The organism is Pseudomonas sp. ACN5 (assembly GCF_002303975.1).
Taxonomy (GTDB): Bacteria; Pseudomonadota; Gammaproteobacteria; order Pseudomonadales; family Pseudomonadaceae; genus Aquipseudomonas; species Aquipseudomonas laurylsulfatiphila.
In genome coordinates this window covers 122852-137626 of the sequence record NZ_MRCP01000003.1, presented here as the reverse complement: position 1 = coordinate 137626, position 14775 = coordinate 122852, and the positions used below count along the sequence as shown (strand labels likewise).

The 14775-nt window shown below is 61.3% G+C and carries 12 protein-coding genes; 6 read left to right on the top strand and 6 right to left on the bottom strand.

What is annotated here, in order from left to right:
• Positions 1–238: 238 nt before the first annotated feature.
• Positions 239–2332, top strand: a complete 2094-nt coding sequence (locus BSF40_RS06745; RefSeq protein WP_095964533.1) for a TonB-dependent siderophore receptor — start codon at positions 239–241, stop codon at positions 2330–2332.
• Between the two features lie 178 nt (positions 2333–2510).
• Here the strand turns inward: BSF40_RS06745 and BSF40_RS06740 are convergent, their stop codons facing one another.
• From BSF40_RS06740 to BSF40_RS06730, 3 genes are all read right to left on the bottom strand, one after another.
• The gene (locus BSF40_RS06740; RefSeq protein ID WP_007972820.1) at positions 2511–2723 is read right to left on the bottom strand and encodes a hypothetical protein; all 213 of its coding nucleotides are present in this window, start codon (positions 2721–2723) and stop codon (positions 2511–2513) included.
• Between the two features lie 244 nt (positions 2724–2967).
• Positions 2968–4074, bottom strand: coding sequence for an agmatine deiminase (aguA, locus tag BSF40_RS06735; protein ID WP_095964532.1), 1107 nt, complete (start codon positions 4072–4074; stop codon positions 2968–2970).
• A gap of 294 nt (positions 4075–4368) precedes the next feature.
• Positions 4369–7281: an aminotransferase gene (locus tag BSF40_RS06730; protein ID WP_095964531.1), complete on the bottom strand. Its 2913-nt coding sequence runs from the start codon at positions 7279–7281 to the stop codon at positions 4369–4371.
• 258 nt (positions 7282–7539) lie between these two features.
• On the opposite strand from BSF40_RS06730, the gene rfbC reads away from it, so the two are divergent.
• The 4 genes from rfbC (at position 7540) to BSF40_RS06710 (ending at position 11875) form a co-directional block, all read left to right on the top strand.
• Positions 7540–8085: a dTDP-4-dehydrorhamnose 3,5-epimerase gene (gene rfbC / locus BSF40_RS06725; protein ID WP_095964530.1), complete on the top strand. Its 546-nt coding sequence runs from the start codon at positions 7540–7542 to the stop codon at positions 8083–8085.
• 93 nt (positions 8086–8178) lie between these two features.
• Positions 8179–9987, top strand: a complete 1809-nt coding sequence (locus BSF40_RS06720) for an ATP-binding protein (RefSeq protein WP_095964810.1) — start codon at positions 8179–8181, stop codon at positions 9985–9987.
• Complete coding sequence (locus BSF40_RS06715; protein ID WP_095964529.1) at positions 9984–11378, top strand: sigma-54 dependent transcriptional regulator; 1395 nt, start codon at positions 9984–9986, stop codon at positions 11376–11378. Before BSF40_RS06720 ends, BSF40_RS06715 begins: the two co-directional genes overlap by 4 nt.
• Positions 11379–11419: 41 nt before the next feature.
• Positions 11420–11875 carry a YiiD C-terminal domain-containing protein gene (locus BSF40_RS06710; protein ID WP_095964528.1) on the top strand — a complete coding sequence of 152 codons (456 nt, stop codon included), beginning with the start codon at positions 11420–11422 and terminating at the stop codon, positions 11873–11875.
• A gap of 153 nt (positions 11876–12028) precedes the next feature.
• Here BSF40_RS06710 and cysQ read toward each other — a convergent pair whose 3' ends face one another.
• Positions 12029–12856, bottom strand: coding sequence for a 3'(2'),5'-bisphosphate nucleotidase CysQ (gene cysQ, locus BSF40_RS06705; protein WP_095964527.1), 828 nt, complete (start codon positions 12854–12856; stop codon positions 12029–12031).
• The gene (gene nudE, locus BSF40_RS06700; RefSeq protein WP_095964526.1) at positions 12853–13419 is read right to left on the bottom strand and encodes an ADP compounds hydrolase NudE; all 567 of its coding nucleotides are present in this window, start codon (positions 13417–13419) and stop codon (positions 12853–12855) included. The genes cysQ and nudE overlap by 4 nt, the downstream gene beginning before the upstream one ends.
• 88 nt (positions 13420–13507) lie before the next feature.
• Between nudE and yrfG the strand changes: the two genes are divergently transcribed.
• Positions 13508–14170 (top strand): GMP/IMP nucleotidase, encoded by a 663-nt coding sequence (gene yrfG / locus BSF40_RS06695; protein WP_015093038.1) that lies wholly within the window; start codon positions 13508–13510, stop codon positions 14168–14170.
• A 129-nt stretch (positions 14171–14299) separates the two neighbouring features.
• Here yrfG and lysM read toward each other — a convergent pair whose 3' ends face one another.
• The gene (lysM, locus tag BSF40_RS06690) at positions 14300–14740 is read right to left on the bottom strand and encodes a peptidoglycan-binding protein LysM (RefSeq protein ID WP_007972838.1); all 441 of its coding nucleotides are present in this window, start codon (positions 14738–14740) and stop codon (positions 14300–14302) included.
• Positions 14741–14775 lie beyond the last annotated feature (35 nt).

Genomic DNA, 14775 nt, shown 5'->3' with positions numbered 1-14775 from the left:
AAAATTCGATGTCGGCAGATTAGTGCCGTAGCAACCCCGGAAAAACGCCGGATCAGCTTTCAGTCTGTTGCTTGAATCGGTCGAATGACTGCGTAAACCCGTTGTATCAACTCAGAAATAATTCGAAACAATCAAATGAGAAAAGCTCTCAATAACCACTAACAACAGTAAATGACAAGCATTACTATTCGCGCCCTCCACATGCTTCAACCTAAAAATCCCACGGATGCGCTCTTCAATGCCTGCCCCTTTTCGCCTTGCGCCCTACAGCCTTGGGCTCTCTGCCTTGTTGTCTGCCGGTTTTTCCTTCGCTGCACCGACCACCTTGCCTGCCACATCGATCAGCGCCGAAGCTGAAGCCGACGACCCGCGCGTGACACAAACCAACACGGCGACCCGGACCGCCACGCCGGTGCGCTACGTGCCACAAGCCATCGACTCGATCAAAACCTCGAACGTGATGGATTACGGCACCAACGATCTGGGCACGGCGCTCAGTGGCATCCCCAACGTCAGCAGCGGTGCCGACACACGCTTCGACAGCCTGCGCATCCGCGGTTTCGACGCCAGCAACGATTTCTATCTCGATGGCATCCGCGACGACAGCCAGTACGTGCGCGACTTGCACAACATCGAACGCATCGACGTGTTAAAAGGCCCTGCCGCCGTGTTGTATGGCCGTGGCAGCCAGGGCGGGATCGTCAACCGGGTGAGCAAACTGCCCGAGTTCGGTCGCCGCTCGACCCTTGAAGCCCAGGGCGGTAGCGAGGACTTGCGCAGCCTGTATGCCGACCTCAGCACCGATCCTTCCGAAAACATCAGCCTGCGCCTGAACATGGGCAACATGGACGAGAACAGCTTTCGCGATGGCGTGAGTGGCAATCGCCAGCTATTCGCACCCTCGATGAGCTGGCAGCTGACACCCGACCTGAATTGGTTGGTGCAGTACGAATACAGTCGCTACAACCGCACGCCGGATCGTGGCGTCCCCGGCGTAAATGGGCGCCCGGCCGACGTAGGACGCGATACCACCTACGGCAGTGAAAACGATTTCATCGACGACAAGGCGCAATCCCTGCGCTCGAAACTCACCTATGAACTGAGCGACAACTGGCAACTGCGCCAGACCCTGGGCGTGTTCAAGCTCGACAGCGATTTCGACAATACTTACTTGAGCGGCTATGTCCCGGCCACCAACAAGGTCACGCGCCAGCACTGGCAGCAGGACCTGAGCACCCGCAACCTCTACAACAACGTCGAGCTGGAAGGTGGCTTCGATACGTTCGGCCTGGAGCACCGCCTGCTCACCGGTATCGAGATCGGCAGCCAGCGCCGCGACCCGCTGCTGTACACCGCGGCCACTTCAGGGCCGGGCAGCTCCCCGGTGCCGGCGCTGGACCTGTACGCCCCCGACCGCAATTTGCGTCATACCGGGCGCATGGTGGTGTCGAGCAACACCCATACCGAGGTCGAGAGCCGCGCGGTGTATGTGCAGGATCAACTGCGCCTGAACGATCAATGGCAGTTGCTCGCCGGCCTGCGTTACGACACGTTCGATATCGAGTCGACCAACAAGGTGCGCAACATTTCCGAATACCTTGACAGCCATAGCACCAGCCCTCGCGTTGGCGTGGTCTGGACGCCGCTGCAAAATCACTCCTTCTACGCGTCCTGGAGCAAGACGTTCTCGCCGGTCGGTGGTGGCTTGATCGGCATCACCCCGGGTGCGGCCGGTAACAGCAATGACCTGAGCCCCGAGCTGACCAGGCAGAAGGAAATCGGGGTCAAGAGTGACTGGCTCGATGATCGCCTGAGCACCACGCTGGCCATCTACGAGCTGGAGCTCTACAACCGCCGCACCAGCGATCCGAACAACCCGACCATTACCCTGCTCTCAGGGCTGCAACGTTCACGTGGTATCGAGCTGACCGCTGCCGGCAGAATTACCGGCAACTGGTACGTTCGCGGTGGCGTGGGTCTGCAGGACGCAACCATCGAAAAGGACAACAACGGCCTGGAAGGCAAGCGCATCAACAACGTGGCCAAGCACAACGGCAGCCTGTTCCTGACCTGGAAACCGGAAATGGGCTGGTATGCCGAAACCGGTTTGACCCTGGTTGGTGACCGCTATGCCGACAACCTCAACACCGTCGTGTTGCCGGGTTATGGCCGCTGGGACGCCTTGGCGGGCTTCCGTCAGAAAGATTGGGATTTGCGCGCGGCGTTGAACAACATCAGCGACAAGACGTACTACTCGTCGGCGACCAGTGCATTCCAGATCCAGCCGGGGGCACCGCGTAGCCTGGTGGTGACGGGCACCTACAGCTTCTAGACACCACAAAACCTGTGGGAGCGGGCTTGCCCGCGAAGGCGTCGTGTCAGCCGATGGCAACGTTGCTGACACACCGCTTTCGCGAGCAAGCCCGCTCCCACAGTGTTCAGTGAGTTGAAAAAAAAAAGCGCTGCCATCCCGGCAGCGCTTTTTCTTGATCAATCCGTTGTTGTTCTTCTTATCCTTCCATTACATCCCACAACGCATCCAGTTCCGCCTCGCTGAATAAACCAGCAGGGTAACGCTCGATCATCGTCCGGCGCGGATCAGTTTCACTGATCTGACGCATTCCATTGGACTTGAACCAGTGCGCCAGAATCTGGAGCGATTCGCTGTTTACGGCCAGGGGATGCAACGCCTTGTCGCTCACTACGTTCACTTCGGCGTTCATTTCAGCGCTCTCTCCCGGTTTGTGAGCGGCTAACTTATCCAAGGTTTATGACAGAACATCGAAGTCCTCCCCCTCCCCGAATTACACCAGCAGAGATACAAGAGCTGTGCCAAGGTGTCTGAAGTGTGGCCTCGCGGATACAAAAAAGCCCGCAACCCTGAAGGGCTGCGGGCTCTGCGCATGGCGGGAGGCTGATTTACAGTTTGAGAAATTTCGCAATCAACTCAAGATGTTACAACCTCACTCACTCCTTGTGCGGCGCGGGTTGCTGCTGGGTAAGGCAGTGAATATTGCCGCCCCCCAGTAACAGTTCGCGACCAGGCACCATCACCACTTCATGCTGTGGGAACAGGTTCTGCAGGATTTCCTTTGCCGGGCCATCCTGCGGGTCGTCAAAGCATGGCGCGATGATGCCGCCGTTGACGATCAGGAAGTTCACGTAGGAACCGGCCAGACGAACAGTCGGGTTACGTTCCTGAGTACCGTCTACCGGATCGACGCCGGCACATTCTTCCTCGGTCGCAAACAGCGGGCCCGGGATCGGCATTTTGTGCACCGTGAACGGGCGACCCTTCGCGTCGGTGCTGCCTTGCAGCACGTTCATCGCCGCCTGGCAGCGCGGGTAGTTCGGGTCCTGCGGATCATCGGTCCAGGCTAGCAGCACTTCACCCGGACGCACGTAGCAGCAGAAGTTATCCACATGGCCGTCGGTTTCGTCGTTGAACAAGCCATCCGGCAGCCAGATGATTTTATCCACAGCCAGGTTCGCACTCAGGACCGCTTCGATTTCTTCGCGGTTCATGTGCGGGTTGCGATTGCGGTTGAGCAAGCACTCTTCAGTGGTGATCAGCGTGCCTTCACCGTCGACGTGAATCGAACCGCCTTCAAGTACGAAGCCTTCGGTGCGGTAACGCGGGCTGCGTTCGATCTCGAGGATCTTGCCGCCGACCTGCGAGTCACGGTTCCACGGCGAATACAGGCCGCCGTCAAAACCGCCCCAGGCATTGAAGTCCCAGTTCACGCCACGGACTTCGCCACTGTTATTGATGACGAAAGTCGGGCCGGAGTCGCGAACCCAGGCGTCGTCACTGGACATTTCCACTACGCGAATATTCGGCACGTCCAGACGGGCACGGGCGTTTTCGTACTGGCCGGCGGAAACCGCCACGGTGACCGGCTCGAAACGGGCGATGGCCTTGGCCACGGCCACGTGGGCGGCCTGTGCCGGTTTGCCACCCAGGCGCCAGTTGTCCGGGCGCTCAGGCCAGATCATCCAGGTCTGGGTTTGGGGGGCCCATTCGGCTGGCATGTAGAAGCCGTCGGCGCGAGGGGTGCTGTTCAACGTGGTCATGACTCAGGACTCCGGAGTGGCGTTGATGCCTGACAGAAAAGAAAGCGCATGGGTACACGCCGTGGACTGGCCACTTTATATCCGATAAATATCGGCTTTTAAAGCACCGTCAATCCGTAGCTACAAAAATAACCGACAGAAAGCCGATATCAATCGAATTAACACCACCCTTCCTGTGGGAGCGGGCTTGCTCGCGAAGAGGCCGGTACATCCGACGCAAATATTGAGCCTGGAATGCCGCTTTCGCGAGCAAGCCCGCTCCCACATTGGCCCGCATTTACAGGGGGAATGTGTCTACAACCCTTCCGCCAGCACCTTCGACAGCATGTCCACGAAGAAATCCACGCTCTGGCGCGAAGTGACCATCGGCGGCTTGATCTTGAGGATGTTCAGGTAATCGCCGGTCGGTTGCATGAAGATCCCCAGCTCACGCAAACGATCACACAGCGCGGTGGTTTCCTCGGTGGCCGGCTCCAGGGTTTCGCGGTTGCGGATCAACTCGACGCCCAGGTAGAAACCGGAACCGTGCACCGCGCCCACTAACGGATGAATATCGATCAACGCTTCGAGGCGCTGCTTGAAGTGACCGCCAACGACCTGAGCGTTCTCCCAGAGCTTTTCCTCTTCCATCACGTCCAGCACGGCCATGCCGACCTGACAACTGACCGGGCTGCCACCGGCGGAGGAGAAGAAATAACCCTCGGCCTCCAGCGCCTCGGCGATTTCCCGGCGGGTGATGACCGCGCCCAATGGCTGACCGTTGCCCATGCCTTTGGCCATGGTGATGATGTCCGGCACCACACCTTGCTCTTCGAAGCCCCAGAAGAAATCGCCCATGCGTCCGTAGCCGACCTGCACTTCGTCGGCGATGCACACGCCGCCCTGGGCCCGGACCATGCCATAGACTTGCTTCAAATAGCCTGGTGGCAGCGAGATACCACCGGCATTGCCGTACACCGGTTCGCAGATGAAGCCGGCCAATTGGCGTTTCTGTTCGGCGATTTTCGCCAGGTTGTGCTCGACGCTGCGCACATAATCAGGCGCACTGTCGGGGCCACGGAATTCACCGCGATAGGTGTTTGGCGCGGTCACCGGGTGTACCCAGTCCGGGCGGCTGCTCAAGGCCTTGGGGTTGTCGGCGATCGAGGTCGACACCGAGTCCGCGCCCACCGTCCAGCCGTGATAGGCCTCCAGCACGCTGAGCATGTCGCGGCCGCCGCTGTAGGCCCACGCCAAACGAATCGCCAGGTCGTTGGCCTCGCTGCCGCTGTTGACCAGAAACACGCGGTCCATGCCGTCAGGGGACAGTTTCAGCAAGCGTTCGGAGAACTCGGCCACGGCCGCGTAGTTGAAACGCGAGTTGGTGTTGAGCAACGACCACTGGCGGCTGGCGACCGCCGCCATGCGCGGATGACCGTGGCCCAATACCGCGACGTTGTTGAGCATGTCGAGGTAGGAGCGCCCCTGCATGTCGATCAAATGGTTGCGCCAGCCACGCTCGATGCGCGGCGGGTCGACGTAATAATGTTTTTGCGTACGGGCGAAACTGGCGTCACGCCGGGCCAGCAAGGTCGCGCCGTCGAGTTCTGCTTCGGCATCACAGGCCAGCCCCAGCAGTGCTGCGGGTGATGGGCACAGTGCCTGCCAGGCAGCGGCGCGCGATGGCGTGCAGAACAACGGCGCATCGATCGACGCGCCACGGCTCAACTGCACGATCAACGGCCCGCTGACCGAACCCAGTACCTGGCCTTTGACCAGTGCCGCGCCGCTGTGCAGCGACGGCGTGACACCCCAAAGCCGCACACTCAATTGCGGGCCGTCCAGTTGCAGCATGCCCGTCGACGGGTGGTGCACCACACCGGCAAACGGTGCTTCGACCGTCGAGCCCTGAGGTACACGCAGTTCAACGTGCAAGGGGCAAGTGTCCGGTTCGGTGGCGCTGTCCGGGCGAGTGTGGGACAGGCGGTACTGTCCATAGCGACTGGCCGCCAGACCATGAGCCACGGCCGCTTCATCCAGCAGGCGCTGATCGACACCCTCCTGCTCCCAGTTCCCGGCCTCGAAATGCGGGCTGAGCACCCCCAGATCGATCAAGGCGAACTCTCGCCCCACCAGACTTGGCAACAGCGGTGCAAAGCCTTCACTGCCGATGGTGGGCAGGTTCTGGCCGACGGCAGTGAGGATCGCCGCTTCCATCAATGCCAACGGCACCGACGCGGCCACCCGGAAGATTTCCCATTCATGGACCAGGTTATCGCGACTGTAGGCATTGCCCGGATCGATGCTGACCTGCTGTTCGCCACTGAGCACCAGCACCGCCGCACGGGCGACGATCAGCGGCCACAGCGCCAGCAGCTCTTCGTGTTGCAAGGGGTTGACCGCGTGGTACGCCTGGATTGCCGGCAAAATGCAGAACGGATCGCCCTCGCCATGATGCAGCAGCGCGGCGCAGGTGACCGACAGATCGGTAATGCGCCAGGTACGCACCAGGTCACCGAAATCGATCACGCCTTGCAGTTGCCAATGGCGTTGCGCATCGCGCTGCCACACCACGTTGTCGTCGGTGATGTCCATGTGAATGGCCTGCACCGGCAGCCTGGCTTCCAGCGGCTGCAAATGCCGCTCGGCTTGTGCAGACGCTTCGACGATCAGTTTGCGCTGGGCTTCATCCTTGATCACCGGCAGCAAGTGCGCGATCAGGGCGTGAGCATGGCGGGCGTCCCATTGCAGGGTTCGCACCAGGCCCGGATGGTCGAAATCCGCCAGGGCCAGGTCCATTTCACCGCACAGGCGACCGAAACCGGACACCACCGTCGGGTTGAAATGACCGAGGCTCGTCAGCGGCTGGCCTTCGATGTAGTCGAGCAGGCGAACGTGCACGGCCTGGCCACCCACGTCCAGAGACAGCAGGTCTGCACCGTTTTTCGCCACGATAACGCGCGGCACATGGACATCGGGGTGCGCGCCCAAGTGCTTGAGCCCGGCATGCTGTGCCTGAAGCTCAACGACCGAGTAGTCGCCACGGCAGATTTTCAGGACGAAACGTCCCCGCTCGCTGTCGACGCGGTAGTTCAGGTCTTGCTGGCTGCCCAGGGCCTGAAGTCTGCCGCTGAACCCGTAATGTTCTTCCAGGAGCTCTAGCGCTTGCTCCGCAGACACCTGCGGGCTGGGCAAACTGGCGCGATGAATCAACGTGGCGAGCGGCATACAACAACCCCTGAAATTTTATTAGGCGCCTATATCGCCACTGCTTCGGGCGATACGCAACCCCCCGCAAGCTGCTATGAGGGCATTTGTGGGAGCGGGCTTGCTCGCGAAGGCGGGGTGACAGGCAGCCTGAATGTGACTGACACGCCCTCTTCGCGAGCAAGCCCGCTCCCACAGGTTTTGGTTCTGGCACTCGCCTCGAATGGCACTTTGCGCAAGAATGGCGGCCATTAAACGCATGCAACTGGAGAGCCCACCATGAACGTAGTGACCACCGACCTGCCCGGTGTTCTGATCCTCGAACCCAAGGTCTTTGGTGACGAGCGTGGTTTCTTCTACGAAAGTTTCAATGCCAGGGCCTTCAAAGAGGCCACCGGGGTGGACACTGAGTTCGTTCAAGACAATCACTCCCGTTCGCAGAAGGGTGTGCTGCGCGGCCTGCATTACCAGCTGGAAAATACCCAGGGCAAACTGGTCCGCGTCACCGTCGGTGAAGTGCTGGACGTCGCCGTGGACATCCGTCGCAGCTCGCCGCACTTCGGCAAATGGGTCGCCGTGCGGCTGTCCGCCGCCAATCATCGGCAGCTCTGGGTCCCGGAAGGCTTTGCCCACGGGTTTGTCGTACTCAGCGAATTTGCCGAGTTCCTGTACAAAACCACCGACTACTACACGCCATCGGCCGAACGCAGCATTCGCTGGGACGACCCGGACCTGGCCATCGACTGGCAACTCGAAGGCACACCGCAACTGTCGGCTAAAGATCAGGCCGGCGTGTTTTTCAAGGACGCCGACGTCTTTGCCTGAAAGACCGGCTGAAACTCGCCTTTCAAGATGCAACTGACCCAAGGCGGGCAAGCCTAGGCATAATGCGCCTGTACCCATAGGCGCATGCTGCTCATGAAACCAACTCTCCCCCCCAGACCCCGTTGGCGCAGCCTGGCCTTGTTGGCACTGTGCCTGGCGCCGTTGCTGTGGCCGCTGGAGCATCTGGCCGAGCGCTATTACCGCAGCGAACTGGCCAGCCAGAATCGTCAGACCCTCGACCTCTATGTCGCCAACCTGTTGGGCACCCTGCACCGCTATGAAGTGTTGCCGCAAATCCTCGGTGACCTGCCGGCCCTGCGCGCTGTTGTCGGTGCACCGGACGATGGCGTCACCCAGGGCAATGCCAACCGCCTGCTGAAAAATATCGCCACCCAGACCGGTGCCGAAGTCATGTACCTGATGGACGCCACCGGCAAGACGCTGGCCGCCTCCAACTGGGACAAGCACGACAGCTTTGTCGGGCGCAATTTTTCCTTCCGGCCGTATTTCAGCGAAGCCATGGCCGGGCGGCTCGGGCGCTTCTTTGGTTTGGGTACCACCTCCGCCAAGCGCGGTTACTTCTTCGCCGCCGGCGTACGCAATGGCGAAAAAATCGTAGGGGTGCTGGTGGTCAAGGTCGACCTCGACCACACCGAAAGCCTCTGGGGCAAAACCCCGGAACAACTGCTGCTGACCGACCACAACGGGGTGGTCATTCTCACCTCGAGACCGGAGTGGCGATTCCGCTCGACCCGCCCGTTGAGCGAGGCCGAAAGCAAAGCCATCACTGCGATCCAGCCCTATCCAACCCGCGATCCCAAACCGCTGGAGCTCAACCCCAACGCCTGGCTGACCCAGACCCAGCAGATCGCCGAAACCGGCTGGAATGTCAGCATCCTCGCCCCGCGCACCTTGATCGACCGTCCGGTGCGCACGGTGGTGGCCATCGGCGGTGCAACGCTGCTGGTGGTGATGCTGTTGCTTGGCCTGATGATGCAGCGCCGCCGCCATTACCTGGATCGCATTGCTTTCGAAGCCAAGGCCCGCCGCGAACTGGAAGGTCGGGTCGCCGAGCGCACCAGCGATCTCGAAGGCCTGAACCGGCGCCTGAAACAGGAAGTACTGGAACGCGAGCAGGCCCAGCAGGAGCTGGTCCGCGCCCAGGACGATCTGGTCCAGGCCGGCAAACTGTCGGCACTGGGCACCATGTCGGCGAGCATCAGCCATGAACTCAATCAGCCACTGGCAGCCATTCGCAGTTATGCGGAAAACGCCGAGATATTGCTCGACCACCAGCGCACCGACGATGCCCGCGGCAATCTCAAGCTGATCAGCGAACTGACCGGTCGCATGGCCTCGATCATCGCCCACCTGCGCGCCTTTGCCCGGCGCGACCGGCATGCCCCGGAAAGCGTGGCCCTGCAACCGGCACTGGATGATGCCCTGGCCTTGTTGGCCAAGCGCCGACGCAGCATGGACGTCGAGCTGATCCGTGATCTGCCCGCCGCCACCCTGTGGGTCGAGGCCGGGGAAACCCGCCTGCGCCAGGTGCTCGGCAATCTGCTGGCCAACGCCCTGGATGCCCTGACGGAAAAAGGCCCGCCACGCAAACTCTGGTTGAGTGCCCAATCCACGGCCGAAGGCGTCAACCTGTACATTCGCGACAACGGCCCGGGCTTTTGCATGGAGGCCCTTGGACGCGCCAGCGAGCCGTTCTACACCACCAAGACTCGAACCCAGGGTCTCGGTCTGGGTCTGGCGATTTGCGAAACCCTGATGCGCGCCTTCGGGGGTGAACTGTCGTTCGCCAACCACAAGGAAGGCGGCGCCCTGATTACCCTGAAGCTGCGCGCAGGCGCACCAGGCGTGAGCCTGCAACCGTCCGAGGACCGAAGTGCATGACCATCGACAACCGCATTCAGGTCGTGTTGATCGACGACGATCCCCACTTGCGCCAGGCCTTGAGCCAGACGCTGGATCTGGCCGGCCTGAAGATCCTGCCGCTGGCCGAAGCCAAGGGCCTGGCCGGGCAACTGGAGCGCGACTGGCCGGGTGTGGTGGTCAGCGACATCCGCATGCCTGGCATGGACGGTCTGGAACTGCTGACCGAACTGCACGCCCAGGACCCTGAATTGCCGGTGCTGCTGATCACTGGCCACGGCGATGTGCCACTGGCGGTGCAGGCCATGCGCGCCGGGGCCTATGACTTTCTCGAGAAGCCGTTCGCCAGCGACGCCTTGCTCGACAGCGTGCGCCGCGCGCTGGCCCTGCGCCGGCTGGTGCTGGACAACCGCAGCCTGCGGTTGGCCTTGAGCGACCGCAACGAGCTGAGCGCCCGCCTGGTTGGCCATTCACCTTCGATGCTGCGCCTGCGCGAGCAGATCGGCGCCTTGGCGGCGACCAAGGCCGACGTGCTGATCCTCGGCGAAACCGGCGCCGGCAAAGAAGTCGTGGCCCGGGCGCTGCACGATCTATCAAGCCGTCGCAACGGTCCGTTCGTGGCGATCAATGCTGGTGCCCTGGCCGAATCAGTGGTCGAAAGCGAGCTGTTCGGCCACGAGCCCGGCGCCTTCACCGGCGCGCAGAAACGCCGCATCGGCAAGTTCGAATTCGCCAATGGCGGCACCCTGTTCCTCGATGAAATCGAAAGCATGAGCCTGGATGTGCAGGTCAAATTGCTGCGCTTGCTGCAGGAGCGCGTGGTCGAACGCCTGGGCGGCAATCAACAAATCCCGCTGGACATCCGCATCATCGCCGCGACCAAGGAAGACCTGCGCCAGGCAGCGGACCAAGGGCGCTTTCGTGCCGACTTGTATTACCGCCTGAACGTCGCGCCGCTGCGGATTCCACCCTTGCGCGAACGGGGCGAAGACGCGCTGATGCTGTTCCAGTATTTCGCCGATGAAGCCAGTGCCCGCCACGGCTTGCCGCCCCATGAACTGCAACCGGGACAACGTGCCTTGCTGCTGCGCCACACCTGGCCCGGCAACGTACGCGAGCTGCAAAATGCGGCCGAGCGTTTTGCCCTCGGGCTGGAACTGGCCCTCGACAACAGCACACCGGAAGGCGGCGCTGGCCCTTTGGCCGAAGTCGTCAGCGGCGGTTTGAGCGAGCAAGTGGAGAACTTCGAAAAAACCCTTATCGCCGCCGAACTGGCGCGCTCGCACAGCTCCGTGCGCAGCGTCGCCGAAGCCCTCGGCATTCCGCGCAAGACCCTGCACGACAAACTGCGCAAGCACGGTTTGAGTTTCTCGGACAGTGGCGCTTCAGCCCACCCTGACGACCTCGACTGAGCTACCGTCCAATCATCCACTTCAAGCAAGAGGCCCCCTGAATGAGCCGCGACAGTCGACAACTGGAATCAGTCCTCCATCACGACATTCCCCTCACCCGGGACATGGGCCTCAAAGTGCTCGACTGGCATGACCAGCAACTGCGCCTGCACTTGCCGCTGGACGCCAACGTCAACCACAAGAGCACCATGTTCGGCGGCAGCCTGTATTGCGGCGCGGTCCTGGCCGGTTGGGGCTGGCTGCATCTGCGCCTGAAGGAAGAAGGCATCACGGACGGGCACATCGTGATTCAGGAAGGGCAGATCAGCTATCCGCTGCCGGTGACGGGCGATGCCAACGCCATTTGCCAGGCGCCGGATCCGGTGATCTGGAAGAAATTTCTGACCACGTTCCAGCGGTACAGCCGAGCGCGGTTGACGCTGCATACACGGGTCGTCAATGAAGGTCGTGATGAAGATGCGGTGAGGTTTGTCGGGCAGTACGTGCTGCACCGCTAAATCGGGACCACCACAAAACCTGTGGGAGCGAGCTTGCTCCGGGCGGTGTTCCGACGATGGGGTCGTCCAGGCCAACATTGTAGTTGCCTGACCCACCGCCATCGCGAGCAAGCTCGCTCCCACAAGGATTTTCATCAGCGCGCGGGAACGATCTTATGCGCGTGCCAATCCCAGCAGCTTCTCCCGCCAAGCAGCCTTCGCCGGCAACGCCAGAAAGAACGCATTCAACAGCGACTCCCGCGCCGGATAGCTGAACGGCTCACCGCTCAGCTCCAGCACCTCACCACCCGCACCTTCCAGTACGCCTTGCGCCGCCGCCGTGTCCCACTGCGAAGTCGGTGCCAGGCGCGGATAGCAATCCGCGGCCCCTTCAGCCAGCAAACAGAATTTCAGCGAACTGCCGATGTTGACCAGTTGCAGCTCGCCAAGACTGGCGCTCAACCCGGCCAGCAAACGTTCCTGCTCCGGGCTCGAATGGCGACGGCTGGCCACCACGGTGAACGACTCTCCGGGCGCTAATGCATCACGCACCTTGATCGCCACGGGCGTACCACCTTTATCGCCGCGCCAGGCGCCGAGGCCGGCGCCACCGACATAGAAGCGACCGTTGGTCGGCATCGACACCACACCGAACACCACCCGACCGTTTTCGATCAGGGCGATGTTGACGGTGAACTCTTCGCTGCCGCTGATGAACTCCTTGGTGCCATCCAGCGGATCGACCAGCCACCAGCGCTGCCATCCGGCCCGCACGCTTTGCGCAATGTTGGCGTCCTCTTCGGAGAGCACCGGGATGCCCGGATCCAGCGCCGTCAGTCCGGCCAGAATCAGGTGGTGCGCGGCCAGGTCAGCAGCGGTCACCGGCGAATCATCCGCCTTCGCCGTGACGGCCGTGCCTGTACGCCAGAACGGCAGGATCGCATCACCGGCTCGCAGGGCCAGCTCAATGACCGGTGCCATCAACGGATGCGGGAAATTCATGACTGGAACGCTCCGCGCTGAGCCAACAGGTCTCGGGCCAGGTACAGCGCCGCCAAGGCACGGCCTTCGGTAAATTGCGGGTTTTGCGCCAGCGCCGAGAGTTCACGCAGATTGACCTTGTCCACCCGCATCGGCTCGGGTTCGTCGCCTTCCAGGCGCGCTTCGTAGAGGTCGGTGGCCAGCACCACCTGAATCTTCTGGCTCATGTAACCGGGGGACAGCGACAACTCGGTCAGGTGCTCCAGCTGTCGCGCGCCGAACCCGGCCTCTTCCTTGAGCTCACGCTCGGCCGCCGCCAACACGTCTTCGCCCGGCTCGATCAAACCCTTGGGCAAAGACATTTCGTATTCATCGGTGCCGCCGCAATACTCCTCGACCAGCACCGCATGCTCGGCATCGAGCATCGCCACGATCATGACCGCGCCGTACCCGGCCCCTTTGCCAACCAGGCGCTCATACGTACGCTCCACGCCATTGGAAAAGCGCAGCTTCAGCTCCTCCACGCAGAACAATCGACTGGTGGCGACAATTTCGCGGGCGAGTATGGTGGGTTTCTGGCGCATGCAAAGCTCCTTGGCGTGAACGCGCTACTATAACGCGGCTTTCCCGTTTGTTTACGCCAGAAATCTTTCTACTGCCCGAGACGTTGCCATGCCTTCATTACCCTGGTCCGACATCGATACCGTTCTGCTGGACATGGACGGCACGTTGCTTGACCTGCATTTCGACAACCACTTCTGGATGGAGCACCTGCCCCAGCGTTACGCCGAATTGCACGGGGTCAGCCGGGCCATGGCCGAGATGGAATTGCAGCCGTTGTTCGAGCGCAATGCCGGCCAGTTGCAGTGGTACTGCCTGGACTTCTGGAGTGCCGAACTGAAGCTGTCGGTGCGCGACCTGAAACTGGAAACCGCGCATCTGATCGCCCTGCGCCCGGATGCCGATACCTTTCTGACGGCCATCAAACGGGCCGGCAAGCGCGTGGTGCTGATCACCAATGCCCATCGGGATGCGCTGTCGTTGAAGCTGGAAAAAATCGAACTGGCACCCTACTTCGAACGCCTGATCAGTTCCCATGACTACGGTTTCCCCAAGGAAAACCCGCAGTTCTGGGATGCGCTGCAAGCCGATATCGATTTCGATCCGGCGCGCAGCCTGTTCATCGACGACACCTTGCCGATCCTGCGCAGTGCGCGGGATTTTGGTGTGGCGCATTTGCTGGCCGTGCGCGAGCCGGATAGTCGCAAGGGGCCGAAGGATACGGCGGAGTTTGCGGCGGTCGGGGATTATCGGGATTTGATCGCAGGACTTTGATACCGAGGCGCCTGCTTCGCGGGCAAGCCACGCTCCCACAGGATCTGCGTCGTTCGCATCCTTTGTGAAACGGCTCAGATTCTGTGGGAGCGTGGCTTGCCCGCGATGGCCATCACGCGGTTTGACGACTTACTCAGGAATCCGCAACGACTGCCCCGGGTAGATTTTGTCCGGGTGCGACAGCATCGGTTTGTTGGCTTCGAAAATCTTGTTGTACTTGTTGGCATCGCCGTACACGCGCTTGGAAATCGCGCTGAGGGTGTCGCCCTTCACGACGGTGACAAACACCGCGGCCTTCACCACCGGCCCGGTCACAGTGATCTGATCATCCACGCTGCCAACCCCGGCAATATTGCCCACGGCCAACAGAATTTTTTCCTTCTCTTCCTGGCTTGCCACCTCACCGGTCACGGTCACCTTGTCCCCATCGACCGTCGCCTGCACATTCGGGTTGCCCAGGCCGACCTTGCTGATGTGCTCCTTCAACTGTTCACTGGCATTGGCGTTGCCTGGCGTCAGCAGATCCAACAGTTTTTCGCCTGCTTCCTTCACAAAGCTCAAAAGACTCATGGTGCACTCTCCTTGGGGTTGGGGTTCCAGACGCA

Bases quoted from the DNA above. Each gene is read 5' to 3' on its own strand.
- BSF40_RS06720 (WP_095964810.1), top strand. From the start codon at position 8,179: ATGAAACCAACTCTCCCCCCCAGACCCCGTTGGCGCAGCCTGGCCTTG.
- BSF40_RS06710 (WP_095964528.1), top strand. From the start codon at position 11,420: ATGAGCCGCGACAGTCGACAACTGGAATCAGTCCTCCATCACGACATT.
- nudE (WP_095964526.1), bottom strand. From the start codon at position 13,419: ATGCGCCAGAAACCCACCATACTCGCCCGCGAAATTGTCGCCACCAGT.
- BSF40_RS06715 (WP_095964529.1), top strand. From the start codon at position 9,984: ATGACCATCGACAACCGCATTCAGGTCGTGTTGATCGACGACGATCCC.
- BSF40_RS06745 (WP_095964533.1), top strand. From the start codon at position 239: ATGCCTGCCCCTTTTCGCCTTGCGCCCTACAGCCTTGGGCTCTCTGCC.
- BSF40_RS06740 (WP_007972820.1), bottom strand. From the start codon at position 2,723: ATGAACGCCGAAGTGAACGTAGTGAGCGACAAGGCGTTGCATCCCCTG.
- rfbC (WP_095964530.1), top strand. From the start codon at position 7,540: ATGAACGTAGTGACCACCGACCTGCCCGGTGTTCTGATCCTCGAACCC.
- lysM (WP_007972838.1), bottom strand. From the start codon at position 14,740: ATGAGTCTTTTGAGCTTTGTGAAGGAAGCAGGCGAAAAACTGTTGGAT.
- BSF40_RS06730 (WP_095964531.1), bottom strand. From the start codon at position 7,281: ATGCCGCTCGCCACGTTGATTCATCGCGCCAGTTTGCCCAGCCCGCAG.
- cysQ (WP_095964527.1), bottom strand. From the start codon at position 12,856: ATGAATTTCCCGCATCCGTTGATGGCACCGGTCATTGAGCTGGCCCTG.
- aguA (WP_095964532.1), bottom strand. From the start codon at position 4,074: ATGACCACGTTGAACAGCACCCCTCGCGCCGACGGCTTCTACATGCCA.
- yrfG (WP_015093038.1), top strand. From the start codon at position 13,508: ATGCCTTCATTACCCTGGTCCGACATCGATACCGTTCTGCTGGACATG.